Source organism: Confluentibacter citreus, assembly GCF_002807055.1.
GTDB classification, from domain to species: domain Bacteria; phylum Bacteroidota; class Bacteroidia; order Flavobacteriales; family Flavobacteriaceae; genus Confluentibacter; species Confluentibacter citreus.
The window spans coordinates 882,730-898,259 of the sequence record NZ_NIXN01000001.1; the positions used below are offsets into that span (position 1 = coordinate 882,730).

15 protein-coding genes are annotated in these 15,530 nt (G+C 34.4%); 11 read left to right on the forward strand and 4 right to left on the reverse strand.

All coding sequences use genetic code 11. The features are described 5' to 3' along the window. Window positions 1–39: 39 nt before the first annotated feature. The 5 genes from CDH49_RS03875 to CDH49_RS03895 all read left to right on the forward strand — a co-directional run bounded on the left by CDH49_RS03875 (window position 40) and on the right by CDH49_RS03895 (window position 4,989). Entirely contained in the window at window positions 40–303 is a 264-nt protein-coding gene (locus CDH49_RS03875; RefSeq protein ID WP_100614073.1) for a SemiSWEET family sugar transporter, read from the forward strand. A 147-nt stretch (window positions 304–450) separates the two neighbouring features. Then, window positions 451–1,551 (forward strand): alanine dehydrogenase, encoded by a 1,101-nt coding sequence (gene ald, locus CDH49_RS03880; RefSeq protein WP_100614074.1) that lies wholly within the window; start codon window positions 451–453, stop codon window positions 1,549–1,551. 91 nt (window positions 1,552–1,642) lie between these two features. Continuing rightward, the gene (locus CDH49_RS03885) at window positions 1,643–2,341 is read left to right on the forward strand and encodes a zinc metallopeptidase (protein ID WP_100614075.1); all 699 of its coding nucleotides are present in this window, start codon (window positions 1,643–1,645) and stop codon (window positions 2,339–2,341) included. Window positions 2,342–2,415: 74 nt separating this feature from the next. Next, window positions 2,416–4,188, forward strand: a complete 1,773-nt coding sequence (locus CDH49_RS03890) for a MutS-related protein (RefSeq protein ID WP_100614076.1) — start codon at window positions 2,416–2,418, stop codon at window positions 4,186–4,188. A gap of 24 nt (window positions 4,189–4,212) precedes the next feature. After that, window positions 4,213–4,989, forward strand: a complete 777-nt coding sequence (locus CDH49_RS03895; RefSeq protein WP_100614077.1) for an amidohydrolase — start codon at window positions 4,213–4,215, stop codon at window positions 4,987–4,989. Here the strand turns inward: CDH49_RS03895 and CDH49_RS03900 are convergent. Together CDH49_RS03900 and CDH49_RS03905 are read right to left on the reverse strand one after the other, a co-directional pair. Then, entirely contained in the window at window positions 4,979–6,589 is a 1,611-nt protein-coding gene (locus tag CDH49_RS03900) for an Ig-like domain-containing domain (protein WP_100614078.1), read from the reverse strand. The genes CDH49_RS03895 and CDH49_RS03900 overlap by 11 nt on opposite strands. Before the next feature lie 97 nt (window positions 6,590–6,686). Next, the gene (locus CDH49_RS03905) at window positions 6,687–8,828 is read right to left on the reverse strand and encodes a CRTAC1 family protein (RefSeq protein WP_162296709.1); all 2,142 of its coding nucleotides are present in this window, start codon (window positions 8,826–8,828) and stop codon (window positions 6,687–6,689) included. Between the two features lie 323 nt (window positions 8,829–9,151). Here CDH49_RS03905 and CDH49_RS03910 point away from each other — a divergent pair, with 323 nt between their 5' ends. The 3 genes from CDH49_RS03910 to CDH49_RS03920 all read left to right on the forward strand — a co-directional run bounded on the left by CDH49_RS03910 (window position 9,152) and on the right by CDH49_RS03920 (window position 10,327). Beyond that, window positions 9,152–9,490, forward strand: a complete 339-nt coding sequence (locus CDH49_RS03910) for a hypothetical protein (protein ID WP_100614080.1) — start codon at window positions 9,152–9,154, stop codon at window positions 9,488–9,490. Between the two features lie 88 nt (window positions 9,491–9,578). Beyond that, window positions 9,579–9,914 carry a hypothetical protein gene (locus CDH49_RS03915; RefSeq protein WP_100614081.1) on the forward strand — a complete coding sequence of 112 codons (336 nt, stop codon included), beginning with the start codon at window positions 9,579–9,581 and terminating at the stop codon, window positions 9,912–9,914. A gap of 68 nt (window positions 9,915–9,982) precedes the next feature. Then, on the forward strand, window positions 9,983–10,327 hold the full coding sequence (locus CDH49_RS03920; RefSeq protein WP_100614082.1) for a hypothetical protein: 345 nt from the start codon (window positions 9,983–9,985) through the stop codon (window positions 10,325–10,327). A 70-nt stretch (window positions 10,328–10,397) separates the two neighbouring features. Here the strand turns inward: CDH49_RS03920 and CDH49_RS03925 are convergent, their stop codons facing one another. Beyond that, window positions 10,398–11,075, reverse strand: a complete 678-nt coding sequence (locus tag CDH49_RS03925) for a ComF family protein (RefSeq protein ID WP_100614083.1) — start codon at window positions 11,073–11,075, stop codon at window positions 10,398–10,400. 113 nt (window positions 11,076–11,188) lie between these two features. Here CDH49_RS03925 and CDH49_RS03930 point away from each other — a divergent pair, with 113 nt between their 5' ends. Next, window positions 11,189–12,730, forward strand: coding sequence for a glycine--tRNA ligase (locus CDH49_RS03930; RefSeq protein WP_100614084.1), 1,542 nt, complete (start codon window positions 11,189–11,191; stop codon window positions 12,728–12,730). 92 nt (window positions 12,731–12,822) lie between these two features. On the opposite strand, the gene CDH49_RS03935 is transcribed toward CDH49_RS03930, so the two are convergent. After that, on the reverse strand, window positions 12,823–13,293 hold the full coding sequence (locus tag CDH49_RS03935) for an Lrp/AsnC family transcriptional regulator (protein ID WP_100614085.1): 471 nt from the start codon (window positions 13,291–13,293) through the stop codon (window positions 12,823–12,825). 146 nt (window positions 13,294–13,439) lie between these two features. Here CDH49_RS03935 and CDH49_RS03940 point away from each other — a divergent pair, with 146 nt between their 5' ends. Beyond that, a complete protein-coding gene (locus CDH49_RS03940) occupies window positions 13,440–13,832 on the forward strand; it encodes a DUF423 domain-containing protein (RefSeq protein ID WP_100614086.1) in 393 nt (130 codons plus the stop codon). A gap of 69 nt (window positions 13,833–13,901) precedes the next feature. Then, on the forward strand, window positions 13,902–15,518 hold the full coding sequence (gene pckA, locus CDH49_RS03945; protein WP_100614087.1) for a phosphoenolpyruvate carboxykinase (ATP): 1,617 nt from the start codon (window positions 13,902–13,904) through the stop codon (window positions 15,516–15,518). Window positions 15,519–15,530 lie beyond the last annotated feature (12 nt).

Below are 15,530 nucleotides of genomic sequence, written 5' to 3' on the forward strand. Positions count from 1 at the left end.
GCCTTCGCAGGAATCCATTTAAATAGATTATCAAATAGTATGGACATTATAGAAATTATCGGTTTTGTAGCAGCGTTTTTAACAACCGCCGCTTTTTTGCCACAAGTGTATAAAACATGGAAAACCAAGGACGTTTCCGCATTGTCGTTGCCCATGCTTCTCATGTTTTTTGTTGGGGTTTTTATTTGGCTGGTATATGGGTTCTATAAAAACAGTCCGTCCATGATTATGGCAAATGCCATTACCTTATGTTCCGCCTTTTTACTCATTTATTTCAAGATTAAATACACCAAAAATCCTTGAAAAGCGAACTCGAATTATTGTTTTTTCAGTAAATCAATCATTTCGTCTAAAAAAGTTCAAGAAACTTCACATATAATTCATTATTCTCAATCTATTATTTTAATTTTGCAATTGAAGTGACTATTCAAAAAAAATTAAATAATACATATGAAAATTGGCGTTCCCATTGAAATTAAAAATAATGAAAACAGGGTAGGCATGACGCCTTCTGGCGTTTTTGAACTAACTAAGAGAAACCACACCGTTTACGTGCAAAAAAATGCAGGTTTTGGGAGTGGTTTTTTTGATAAAGATTACACCAAGGCAGGTGCTACGATTCTTGATACAATTGATGAGGTTTATGCTGCGGCAGATATGATTGTTAAGGTTAAAGAACCTATTGAAAAGGAATATAACTTAATTAAACCGCATCATGTGGTGTTTACTTATTTTCATTTTGCTTCCAGTGAACCGCTCACCAAAGCGATGATTAAAACTAAAGCGGTTTGTATTGCTTACGAGACTGTTGAAGACCACGATGGTACTTTACCCTTGTTAATTCCTATGTCGGAAGTAGCTGGTAGAATGTCCATTCAACAAGGTGCCAAATATCTTGAAAAACCCATTAAAGGACGAGGCGTTTTATTGGGCGGTGTACCAGGTGTGCCTCCAGGAAAAGTGTTGGTTTTAGGCGCAGGTATTGTGGGAATTCAAGCAGCTAAAATGGCAGCGGGTTTAGGAGCAAACGTTATTATTATGGATGTAAACATGAAACAATTAAGGCACGTTTGTGATATCATGCCTAAGAATGTGACAACCGAATTTTCTAACGAATACAATATTAGAAAGCATATTAAGGATTCCGATTTAATCATTGGAGGTGTATTAATTAAAGGTGCAAAAGCGCCTAAGTTAATTACCAGAGATATGCTTAAAGACATGCGCCCCGGAACCGTTATTGTAGATGTGGCGGTTGATCAAGGTGGCTGTTTTGAAACTACCAAAGCAACCACGCATGAAGAACCTACGTATATTATTGATGATGTGGTGCATTACTGTGTTGCCAATATGCCCGGAGCTGTACCTTATACGTCTACAGTAGCATTAACCAATGTCACCTTGCCTTACGTTATTAAATTAGCAAACGAAGGTTGGGAACAGGCTTGCCAAAATAGTGCACCCTTGAATAAAGGATTAAATATTGTGAATGGTAACATTGTATACAGAGAAATAGCTGAAGCGTTTAATTTGGAATTCTCGGCATCCTAACTATTTTTATCTGACAAAATTTCATATTGTATAATTGGCGTTATTATTGCTATATTTATTTCGTAAATTAAATTTTTAAAATAAAAAACAAATGATTGGATATTATATATTAATAGGTGCTATTGCTCTTGTAAGCTGGTTAGTTAGTAGTACGCTTAAACGTAAGTTTGAAAAATACTCTAAAGTGCAATTGCGTAATGGCATGAGCGGTAAAGAGATTGCCGAAAAAATGCTGGCAGACCATGGTATTTATGACGTTGAAGTTATTTCAACACCGGGTCAATTAACAGACCATTACAATCCGAAAAACAAAACGGTAAACTTAAGTGAATCAGTTTATAACCACCGTAATGCGGCAGCGGCAGCAGTGGCGGCTCACGAATGTGGTCATGCGGTACAACATGCCAAAGCATACGAATGGTTAAAAATGCGTTCTGCTTTAGTGCCAATTGTAAGTGTCACCTCTGGGATGTCGCAATGGGTTGTTTTTGGTGGATTGATGTTAGGTGCAGCAGCTGGTCTTGGTTTGGGATATTGGGTTGCCGTTGCAGGTTTAGTGATGATGGGGTTTGCAACTTTATTTAGCTTTATAACATTACCAGTAGAATACGATGCGAGTAACCGTGCATTGGCTTGGTTAAAAAACAAAAATATGGTATCTCAACAAGAATACGCGGGTTCTGAAGATGCACTTAAATGGGCGGCTAGAACCTATTTGGTGGCTGCTATTGGCGCATTGGCTAACCTAGTATATTGGGGATTACAAGTATTTGGAGGCTCAAGAGATTAAAAATAATAAAAGATTACAAAGCCCTGAATTTTTCGGGGCTTTTTTATTTTTATGATTCACATTAAAAGTTAAGAATGAATAATCCTTTAGAATATTACCAAAAGCATTTAGAAAGTTACAAGGCAGAGGTAAGCAAACTTTATAAAAAAATGACCGCTTTAAGTTTGTACCGGCTTTTGGTTTTTGTTTTAACGGTTTTTGGTATTTATCTTGTGTTCGGGCAATGGCAAGTTGCTGTTATTATTGCAGTGATTGGAATTGGGATATTTCTTTATTTGTTATCGAAATACAATGATATAAAAGCCGAAAAGCTTTTTAATGAAGCCTTGGTAAAAATTAACGAAGAAGAAATCAGTATCGCTTCGGGCGATTTTCATAATAGGAATGATGGTTTGCAATTTCAAGACCCCTCCCATTTTTATAGTTTGGATATTGATTTGTTTGGGCGCGGTTCTTTTTTTCAATTTATAAATAGAACCACCATAAAAGAAGGTTCTGAAGAGTTAGCAAATGCTTTAAAAGCAAATAATACAGAAGACATTGTTTCTAGACAACAAGCCATAAAGGAACTCAGTTCTAAACCAGAATGGCGACAGTTTTATGCTGCAAAGTCAAGTTTTGTTTATGTTGAAACGCCTGCAATACAAATTATAACATGGTTAAAAAATCATCGATCATTTTTGCCAAAATTCGCGAATTGGCTTCCTATGATTTTCTCTATAGCATCACTAATTATTCTTGGATTGATATTCTTTAATATCATAACGAATCAAGCCATTATTGGCTATTGGTTGCTTTTAGGATTAGGTATTAGTAGTATGTATGTAAAAAAAATAAATGCATTATCCTCTAATACAGATAAGGTTAAAGACACCTTTAGGCAATATGCTTTGCTTTTGGATTTGATTGAGGATGAATCATTTTCTTCTGAGTTATTACAACAAAAGCAACAACAAATTCAGCAAGAAGGGAAAAAAGCTTCGGTTATTTTTACTGAACTTTCAAAGGCATTGGACGCTTTAGATAACAGAAATAATTTAATTTCGGCCATTTTTGGAAACGGACTTTTCCTGTCGGATATAAAAAACAGTTTTCATATTGAGCAATGGATTAAAGAACATGCTGATAAAGTGACGGATTGGTTCGAAGTGGTATCTTTCTTTGATGCATACAACTCTTTAGGAAACTTTGTTTTTAATCACCCCGATTTTGTGTTCCCAGAAATAATAGAGAAGGGAACGGTTATAGAAGCAGAACATTTAGGACATCCCTTGCTTAAAAAAGAAAAAAGGGTAGATAGTGATGTCACCATAAATAACGAACAGTTTTTTATAGTAACAGGAGCTAACATGGCGGGTAAAAGCACCTTTTTAAGAACGGTGTCATTGCACATCGTTATGGCAAATGTTGGATTGCCGGTTTGTGCCAAGTCGAGTCGCTATTCGCCAGTAAAACTAATTACAAGTATGCGAACCACGGATTCCTTAACCGATGATAGTTCGTATTTCTTTTCAGAATTAACACGCTTAAAATATATAGTGGATGCCATTCAAATAGAACCCTATTTTATTGTTCTGGATGAAATTTTAAAAGGTACCAATAGCACTGATAAGGCGATTGGTTCGCGCAAATTTGTTGAAAAGTTAGTCGCCTCACATGCTACGGGTATTATTGCAACACACGATTTAAGTTTATGCGCTATTGAAAAAGAACTTGATGAAGTTAAAAACTACTATTTTGATGCTGAAATTATTAACGATGAACTTTATTTCGACTATAAATTGAAAGAAGGCATTTGTAAAAACATGAATGCCTCATTTTTATTGAAAAAGATGAATATTGTTTAGGCAAAAATTAGTTACATTTAACCTATGCAAGACAAACTTAAAGTAGCCATAATACAATCTAATTTGGTTTGGGAAAACCCAAAAAAGAATAGAGAAAATTTTTCTGAAAAAATAGAAACCATACATGATAATCTAGATGTTATTGTGCTTCCAGAAATGTTCACCACGGGATTTACAATGAATGCCTCTTTAATAGCAGAAACCATGGAAGGGGAAACGGTAGCGTGGTTGCAAAAAACAGCTTCTGAAACCAATGCCGCTATCTTAGGAAGTTTAATTATTTCTGAAAATAATAAATTTTATAACCGATTGCTGTTTGTAGAACCATCTGGAGCCATAACCCATTATGATAAACGCCATACCTTTACCCTTGCCGGCGAAGGTAAAGTATATGCTTCTGGCACAAGTAAGCTGGTAATAGACTATAAGGGTTGGAAGATTTGTCCGTTAATTTGTTACGATCTACGTTTCCCAGTTTGGGCAAGAAATACAGAGAATTACGATGTGCTAATCTATGTTGCCAACTGGCCAAAGCCTAGAATTTTAGCTTGGGATACCTTGTTAAAAGCTCGTGCTATTGAAAATATGAGTTATTGTATTGGGGTGAATAGGGTTGGAGAAGATAAAGATCATAACGAATATTGTGGGCATTCTGCAGTGTATGATGTGTTAGGGAATAACATCACACCCATAAAGCCAAATAAGGAGCATATTGAAATAGCTACTTTAGATAAAAACCAAATTAATTTTTATAGAAATAAACTGAGGTTTTTGGATGATAGGGATATGTTTACTGTTTGATTAATTCAAGAGGATGTATGTCATCCCAATCTGCTCTAACAGGCTCGTTAATTTCAAAATAGCTAGAATTTTCGGGCTGAATTTTTTTGAGATAATTTCCAGTATCGTATTTCTTGTTGCCATTAACGTCATTTATAACCCTGACCTGATATTTACTCGGAACTAAATTCAAGAAATCCAAATCCTCTTGTTTTGTAGAATATTTTTCGTATTTAACCTCGCCTTTATCATTGGTTAATTGAACGATAACAGGGTATGTAGCATTTATTAATTTTAATCTCCAAGAGCCAAAAGTATTCTTTTTGGGAGACACTAATTTATAATTTAATGAGTCATTTGTGTTTCCAAAAATATCCGTAAAAGTTTCAGGCAACACACTTATATTATAAGTATTCTCTTCGGTTTTTTTAAAATTTAATGACAATGCGTTTGTAATGGTGTCAAATGTTGAAGTAAACGTAACGTTGGTAGTATCTTTATCTATGATGGCTATTTTAGAAGTATCGAACGATTTAAACGGTGTTGTGCCAGAAATTTTAAAATCCTCCTCATATCCAATCGTACCACGAGGGTTTGTATTAATAAGTAATGTGTCTCTTTTATTATTTTTCAGCCTTACAACAAAATCTTGTTTAAAATCATTTTTAGACACATTAAAAACCAAAGAGTCTAACTCTAATTTTGGTTGATACCAATAATAAAGGGTATCAGCTTCTGCATCTTTAGTAATTCTGGATGTAAAACTTTCGGGCACTTCAGATATTAAAGTAATTTGCATGTCTTTATAATCACCCTCATAGCCAAAAGCAATTTTTTCACCCGAAACTAATTGTGGCCTAACCGCATTGAAATCAGTAGCTTCTTTGAATAGTTTTAAGGTATATAGCGAATCCGTTGGAACATCTATGAAGCTTTTGTGAAAGGCTATTTTATCTGTTTTTTGTTGAAATTTATTATCATTATTCTCATCCTTCAAGGCAACCAACATATATTTTCCTGCTTTTACATTGTCTATTGAAAATGTAGTAACACTATCTAATGTATTGGTTATGTATTTAGGTGGTTTTTTGTATATAACGGAATCAGTAAATGTAGAATCTACTTCATATAACATCACAGAGACAAACGTATCTGGAGCTAGTTTCTCAGCATCCAATATAGTTCCCTTAACCGAAAGAGAATCTATATAATCACCTGTAGAAAATACATATTTGTAATAAGGGTAAGGATTCCCTTCGTTATTATCGGTTATACTATTTCCAAAATTGAAGGCATATGTAGTTTTAGGCTGTAGCGTGTCATAAATTTTAATGCTAATATATTTACTGGCGTTGCCCAAAGGTATTATTTCTGGTTGCGTGTTCATTGGGGGCGAAATAATGAGCTGCTTTTGTATATCCTTTATTTTAATATATTCATTAAAATAAATTTTTATTTCTTTACCATTAAATTGAATGGAATAATTTTCTGGTTCTGTGTTTACAATTTTGGGAGGCTCAAGGTCTTTTGGGCCACCTTCAGGATTACCACGATTAGCACAGTTAATAAAAAAAGCGCCTATAAAAACTATTAAGATAAAATTTGAAAGTGTCTTATTCATTACCAAATGAAACTTTTGCACAAACCTACATAATTTTAGAGATATAATGTAAGCGTTAAGTTTGTTTTGTAGAACGTATGAAATATTAATAAATTTTCTAGATATCTAAAGGTTTTAAATTAATATGTTGAGCTTGGGGATTTCCTTCCACAATTTTATAAAAAGAATTTAATTTAATGTTTTTAAATACTTGTTGCTTGCCGCTACCCGCCCAAATTATTTTTAATTCAATTATTTCTGAAGCTTTTCCTAAACCAATTTCAGCCCTTAAAGTGGAGCAGCCAAAACTACCTCCAGAACTTATGGTATTATAGATTTTACGTTGTTTTCCATTTTCCATAGTGGTCAATTCTAATTTACTTCCAATTGCCGAACGATTTGCTTTGGTGCCTTCTAACCTAAACGACACCCAATTATTCTCATTCTGATAGGGGTTTTTTAATACAGAATTAAAAAAAACATCACTTTCAAATGCTCCTCCCATAACAGTGTGTATGTCTTGGTCGCCATCATTATCAATATCAGAAAAAGATACACCATGCCCTTTTTGTATATTTCCAAAACCACCTGCGGTTGTTACATCTTGAAACGATTCTGCACCATTGTTTCTAAATACTCTAGAGGGGATAATAGATTGAAAGTTTGGCTCTCCAGTATTGAGAAAAATGTCTAAATAGCCATCATTATCCAAATCTCCAAAATTGGCTCCCATAGCATATCCTATTTTGTTCAATCCTACTTCTTTGGAAACATCTACAAAAACACCGCCGTTATTTTTGTAAAGGTGCATGGTTTCTGCTAAAAAGGGTTCGCCCAAAAGTTCACGTACAATTTCGCCTGTAATAGGGATAGTCGTTAGGGGTCTGTAACCAGACACAAAAATATCTGCCCATCCATCGTTATTATAATCAAATGACCAAGTAGGGAACGTTGAAATTTCTTCTCCTAAACCAATGCTTTCCCCAATTTCATCAAATGTTAAATTCCCTAATTTATCTACTCCTTTATTCATGTATAAAAGATTTTTACTGCCAGGAAAAAGTGTGGATATGTATATATCCATCCAACCATCATTATTAAAGTCGATAGCGGTAGAACCCTTAACAAAATAGGGCTTGCTAGCAGTGGTTATGGTAAGCCCTGCGCTAATAGTATTGTTCGTGAAAGTGCCATCTCCATTGTTTAAATAAAATTCGGATTCATTTATATTTTCTGAATCAGCTTCATTTCCCACAAACAAATCTAACCATCCATCATTGTTAAAATCGGCCCATGTAGCTGTTTGTGTAGGATTAAAAGAAAGTAAACCAGCTTCTATGGTGACATCGGTAAATGTATCATCTCCATTATTGCGCAACAAAGAATTAGGTTGTTTACCATAAGCTCCCATCCATGCTCCCCTTAAAATGAAAACATCTAAAAAGCCATCATTATTATAATCAGCTTGTACTATATTCAATCCACCACCCATTTCCATGATACCTGCTGTTTCAGATTTTTCCGTAAAAGTACCATCTCCATTATTTACAAAATATCTTAGGTGATGCGAAGGAAACCAACTAGAAACCATAACATCCAACAGATTATCATTATTGAAATCATCTACAATGCCGCCACCAGATAGCTCATTAACATTTAAACCCAACTTAGGAGCAACATCATCGAATTTTTTTAACGGGTATTCTGATTCAAAAACGTTTTCTGGGATAAGCCATTTTTCTGGGACACCCGATGGGTATTCTCCTAAAGTCATGTAGGCAACATTTAATAACCACCTACTCGTATAATCTTGTGAGTCCAGTTCTAAGAATTGCTCAAATAATGCTATAGCTTTTCTTGACCCCTCTGGCATGTGATGATAACCTTTTGGTTGTATAGGAACAATACATGAAGCAGAGGCGTCGTGGTGATGTATGCAGTTTTCCTGTTCTCCTAATCTCATATAAGCAATTGCTAACAAAATGCTTATTTTTTTTTCATCATCATAGTTTAAAGTATATCTCAACAAGCCTTTTTTGCTTTTTTCCAATAAAAGTTCCAAGGCCTTAATGGCGTCTTTTGACTTTCCGGCATATAAAAGCGACTCAGCCCTCATTAAATTATAGCTGTCTTTTTGGTCTTCAGAAGCTAATTTAATAACGCTATCAAGGTAAGTAACCCTAGCTGATGCTCCATAATAATTTGGATGTGCAAAAAACTGTTCTTTTGCTGTTTTTTTAATAAGTTCTGCGATGGTCATTTCTTTTTTGGCGCAGGAAGTTATTATTAAGAAAAGCAATAAAATTTTTAGTAAACACTTTGGGATTCTAAGCATTTTTATGAAAAATTAATGATTAATTTCATTACCGAATGAACTTTACACAAACCTACATAATTTTAGATATATAATATCAAGGATGAAAAGTCTGTTGATTAGGATTTTTTATTATCTTAATTGAATAATTAAAAAATGAATTATATGATATTGTGAATTAAACCATTATAGATTAATTCAGTCTAATGAAAGATTGAAAAAATCTTATAAAAAACAAATTCATTTTAGCAACAATTAAACTCAAAATTATGACAAAAAAAATTTTTATCCTATTATTCTTTTTAGGAAGTGTTGCCACTTTTGCACAAAGCAAAATTGATGGCAAATGGAAAGGTACTCGTGAAGGACAAAATGGTACCGTAGAATTAAATTACACGTTTAAGGTTGAAGGAGACAAACTTACTGGTACTTCTACAACCCCTCGTGGTGAAAATCCAATTGAGAACGGGAAAGTTGACGGTAAAAAATTCTCATACACGATGTCATTTGGAGAGATGACCATAGAGAACAACGGAGAATTAGTAAGCGATAACGAAATCGTTATTAAAACCCAAAGAGGAGAAATGAAACTTACAAGAGTGGAATAATTCTAAACCTTATTTACAGCCTCAAATAGGAACTTCTTATTTGAGGCTGTTTTTTTAAATCACAAACAAACTAAATGCAATTATTATTATGAAAAATCTATTTACATTATTATTTTTTGTGGGATGCTTTTCCACATTTGCGCAGAGCAAAATAGACGGCAACTGGAAAGGTAGTCGTGAAACACCAAACGGAACATTCGAACTAAATTACACTTTTAAAGTTGAAGGTGATAAACTAACAGGAATCTGGAAAACGGAATTTGGTGAGTCTCCATTAGAAAACGGAAAAGTTGATGGTAACAAATTTTCGTACAGTATTTCTTTTAATGAAATGACTATTGAAAACAATGCCGAACTTGTTAGCGATGATGAAATAGTCATTAAAAGTGAAAGAGGTGATATGAAACTTACTCGAGTGAAATAAATTTGGTTAAGTATATTAGAATCGGAATTTATTTGATAAATTTCAAAACAAATTAAACTATAACTATTATGACAAAACAAATTTTTATTTTATTATTTCTTGCTGGGTGCTTCACCACGTTTGCCCAAAGTAAGATTGATGGAGACTGGAAAGGTACTGCAGAATCTCCAAACGGTGTATTTGAATTGGCTTATACTTTTAAAGTTGAAGGCGATAAACTTACCGGAGCTTTGAAAACCGAATTTGGCGACACACCTATTGAAAATGGAAAAGTTGACGGCAAAAAGTTTTCTTATACACTCTCTTTCAATGGTGACATGGTAATAAATGTTACAGGAGAACTTGTTACAGATGACGAAATTTCAACTAAAACGGATATGGGTGAAACAAAACTTAACAGAGTAAAATCTTAAGTTTATATGTTTTAAATAATAAAAAACAGCAATAGGCTTCAAGCCTATTGCTGTTTTTTTTATGGCTAAATTATGCTATGGCCATACAAGCCACACTTACTTTAATATTTTTTGCTTGATTTAAAACCGAAATACATGCCTCTAAAGTAGCACCCGTGGTAATAATATCGTCTACCAACAGAATATGTTTGTTTTCAATGGAGGTGGAGTTTTGTATAATAAATAATTCACTCGTTTGGTTCCAACGTGCAAATCGTTTTTTGCTCGTTTGTGATGCTGTATTGGTTATTTTTAAAAGCACATCATCTTTATATGCTACATTAAGGGATTCTGCTATTTGCTTTCCAAATCCCGCAACTTGGTTATAGCCTCTGCTTTTTAATTTCTTCCTATGCAGCGGAACCGGTATTACCATATCAATGTCTTTGTAATTATTTAGAGTTTTTAATTCACCTCCCAACCAATCACCCAATAAAGGACTTATTTTCTCGTAACCTTTATATTTTAGTCCATGTATAAGTTGTTGCACAAGGCTTTTTTTCTCAAACCTAAATAGAGCAGTAGCATTTTCAACTTTAGCACGACCATAAAATATTTTTAAAATAGTATCGTCATTATTAAAATGGAAATTGGTAACTGGTAAGTTGTGTCGGCAGGAAATACAAATAGTATCTTCATTATCATTTAAGTAATTCAGGCATGCATAGCACACTTTTGGAAAAAATATATCAATCAACGATTTTAACATACACTATTGTAAGAATTACCCTTTTGTAAACTTAACTAAAAAATAAATGAATCAAACACATAATTTTTAACAAACAATCTCATTTGTTTGGATCGCTTTTTTATTTTTGCAGCATGGTAAATCAAGAGGATAAATTTAAGAAGGTAATATCACATGCTAAGGAATACGGATACGTGTTTCAAAGCAGTGAAATATACGATGGGTTAAGTGCTGTATACGACTATGCCCAAAATGGCGCTGAATTAAAGAAAAACATACGCGACTACTGGTGGAAAGCCATGGTACAAATGCATGATAACATTGTTGGTATTGATGCCGCTATTTTTATGCACCCAACCACATGGAAAGCTTCAGGTCACGTGGATGCATTTAACGATCCATTGATTGATAATAAAGATTCTAAAAAGCGTTACAGAGCCGATGTACTTATTGAAGAATATTGCGCTAAAATTGAAGCTAAAATAGAGAAAGAAGTCGAAAAGGCGGAAAAACGTTTTGGTGATGCTTTTGACAAACCTCAGTTTTTAGCAACCAACCAACGTGTTGTTGAATACCAAGAAAAAATAAATGCTACGCTTTCGCGGATGGCAAAATCTTTGGAGAACGAAGATTTGGCTGATGTAAAGGCGCTTATTGAAGAATTGGAAATTGCAGATCCATTAACTGGAAGCAGAAATTGGACTGAAGTCAAACAATTCAATTTAATGTTTGGTACCAAAATAGGTGCATCAGCAGAAAATTCGATGGATTTATATTTACGTCCAGAAACTGCTCAGGGTATTTTTGTCAACTTTTTAAACGTTCAGAAATCAGGTCGTTTAAAAATCCCATTCGGAATTGCCCAAACAGGTAAAGCTTTTAGAAATGAAATCGTTGCAAGACAATTTATTTTTAGAATGCGTGAGTTCGAACAAATGGAAATGCAGTTTTTTATAAAACCAGGAACACAAGTAGAATGGTATAATCACTGGAAAGAGACCCGATTAAAATGGCATTTGTCATTAGGAATGGGCGGTGAAAATTACCGTTTCCATGACCATGAAAAATTAGCGCATTACGCGGATGCCGCGTGTGACATTGAGTTTAAATTCCCATTCGGTTTCAAAGAATTGGAAGGGATTCATTCTAGAACGGATTTCGATTTATCCCAACACGAAAAATTCTCAGGTAAAAAATTACAATATTTCGATCCAGAAGAAAATAAAAGCTATGTGCCTTACGTGTTAGAAACCTCTATTGGTTTAGATCGTATGTTCTTGGCAGTATTTTCAAATTCCTTAGTTGAAGAAGAACTGGAAAATGGAACAACAAGAACGGTTTTAAAATTACCAAGTGTTTTGGCGCCTGTAAAAGCAGCTATTTTACCGTTGGTAAAGAAGGATGGCTTGCCAGAAATAGCAAAGCAAATTGTGGACGATTTAAAATGGGATTTTAATGTTGATTATGATGAGAAGGATGCTGTTGGAAGACGTTACAGAAGGCAAGATGCCAACGGAACACCATTTTGTATTACGGTAGACCACGATACTTTAAACGATAATACCGTAACCATTCGCCATAGAGATTCTATGAAGCAACAACGCGTAAAAATAGAGGATTTAAGAAATATTATTAAGCAAGAAGTCGATGTGCGTTCTTGGTTGATGAAAATGTGATGAACTTGTTCATCATGCTGTCCCGATAGCTATCGGGATTGTTTCAGCATCTCATCTATAAACAAAGCCCAAACATCATGTTTGGGCTTTGTTTATATCTGTATTTGCCTATCAATCTGTTGATCTAACGACACAAAGGTTTCGGTTCTTAGTATACCCGAAATAGTTAAAATATCCTCATTTAAAATATGCATTAAATGGGCATTATTTTTACTTACCACTTTAATAAATAAACTCCATTGTCCAGAAGTAAAGTGGCATTCCAAAACTTCAGGAATTCGTTTAAGAAGTTTTACTGCATCTAAATGACTCATGGTTTTATCTAAATAAACACCCACAAAAGCCAGTGTGTTGTAACCTAAAACTTTATGGTCGATAATGCATTGGGAACCAGAAATCAATCCAGATTTCTCTAATTTCTTTAATCGTTGATGTATGGCAGCTCCTGAAATACCTACTAATCTCGCAATTTCAAGAATAGGCGTTCGTGCATCTTCCATTAGTTTGCGGAGGATTTTTTTATCAGTACCATCAATGGTTATGCTTAGATTTTTTGCTTTCATCTAACTTGTTTCAATTTAAAACTTAAAAATAAGGATTTGGTTTTAAATTGAAATCATTTTAAATCAGTCTTTACTTTAGAAAGATTGATAGCATGTTGTTTTGTTAACTAACTTTGCATTCTCACGGGATTTTATAGATTATAAATATGAACAAGAAAATACTAATTACAGCATCCATTTTAGGAATTATAAGCATTATTTTAGGAGCCTTTGGAGCACATGCATTAAAAGCATTAATCTCCACAGACATGCAACAAACATTTGAAACGGGCGTACGCTATCAAATGTATCATGCACTTTTTTTACTGTTTGTTGGTACAACGTCATTAATTTCAGAAAAAGCTAAAAAAATTATCTACTATTTAGTTATTTCTGGAGTTGTTTTATTCTCAGGATCCATTTACGGTTTAGCTACCAATAACTTAACAAGTTTTGATTTTAAAAGTATTGGTTTTATAACACCAATTGGCGGATTGTGCTTTATCATTTCTTGGGGTATTTTATTTCTGAATTTGATAAAAACCAAATCAAACTATTAGATTTTTTTTAACTAAATACTCTTATATAAAGCCTTAGTTTTGCATAATAATTCAATTTTTGGAAAAATTATGGCAAACTACGACCAATTTACGAAAACGATTTCGTTGGAAAAGTATGGAATTAAAAATGCAACAATAAACTATCAATTATCACCACAGGAACTTCATAACATCGTCATTGAAAAGGGGCAAGGCGTAGAGACTTCCTCTGGAGCATTGGCTATTAACACAGGCGAATTTACAGGCAGGTCACCAAAAGACAGGTTTATTGTAAAAGACGATGTTACCAAAGACCGCGTTTGGTGGGGTCCGGTAAATATTCCATTTGATCCCGAGGCATTTGAAAAGCTTTATAACAAGGTTTCAAACTATTTGTCAAGTAAAGAGCTTTATGTAAGGGACTGCTATGGTTGTGCTGACAAAGATTATCAAACAAACATTCGGGTCATAACCGAGTATGCTTGGAGCAACCAGTTTGCTTATAATATGTTTTTACGCCCAACAGAAGAGGAATTGGAGCATTTCACTCCTGAGTGGACGGTTATAAATGCGCCAGGATTTAAAGCAAATCCTCAAGAAGACGGGACAAGGCAACATAATTTTGCCATTTTAGATTTTACAAGAAAAATAGCTTTAATTGGAGGTACTGGATATACTGGTGAAATTAAAAAAGGGATTTTTTCAGCATTAAATTTTATGCTACCCGTCTTTAAAGAAACTTTACCGATGCACTGTAGTGCTAATGTGGGGAAAGACGGTGATACGGCTATTTTCTTCGGATTGTCTGGAACAGGAAAAACAACGTTATCCACAGACCCAAATAGAAGCTTGATTGGAGATGATGAACATGGTTGGACAAAAGACAATAAAGTATTTAATTTTGAAGGTGGCTGTTACGCCAAAGTGATTGATTTATCTCGAGAGCATGAGCCAGAGATTTATGACGCCATAAAAAAAGGCGCTATTTTAGAAAATGTTATATTGGATGCGGCAGGACATGTAGATTTTGCAGACACCTCAATAACTGAAAATACGAGGGTAAGTTACCCAATCGATCATATTGAGAATATCCAGTTGCCTTCCATTGGTAAAGATGTTAAGAATGTGTTCTTTTTAACGGCGGATGCTTTTGGGGTACTGCCTCCAATTTCAAAACTGACTCCAAGTCAGGCTGCCTATCATTTCATTTCTGGATATACAGCAAAAGTTGCTGGAACCGAAGCAGGGGTTATAGAACCAGAACCGTCATTTTCAGCATGTTTCGGCGCACCTTTTATGCCATTACACCCAGCTAAATATGCTGAGATGTTAAGTGAAAAAATGATTACCTCAGGTGTAAATGTTTGGTTGGTTAATACGGGTTGGACAGGTGGGCCTTATGGTGTTGGAACGCGTATGAAATTAAAGTACACAAGAGCTATGATTAACGCTGCTTTAAATGGTGATTTAGGATTATATACCTATGATAAGTACCACATCCATTCCGTATTTGGCGTGGCTCAACCAAGGGAATGTCCTGGAGTACCTAGCAGTGTTTTAAGTCCTAGAACTACATGGAATAATGACGAATCTTATTACACCACAGCTTTTAAACTAACCAATGCCTTTAGGGAGAATTTCAAGAAATTTGAAGCGCATTGCAGTGAGGAAATCAGACGAGGTGGCCCACAACGCTATGCATTTTGATACTAATAAACA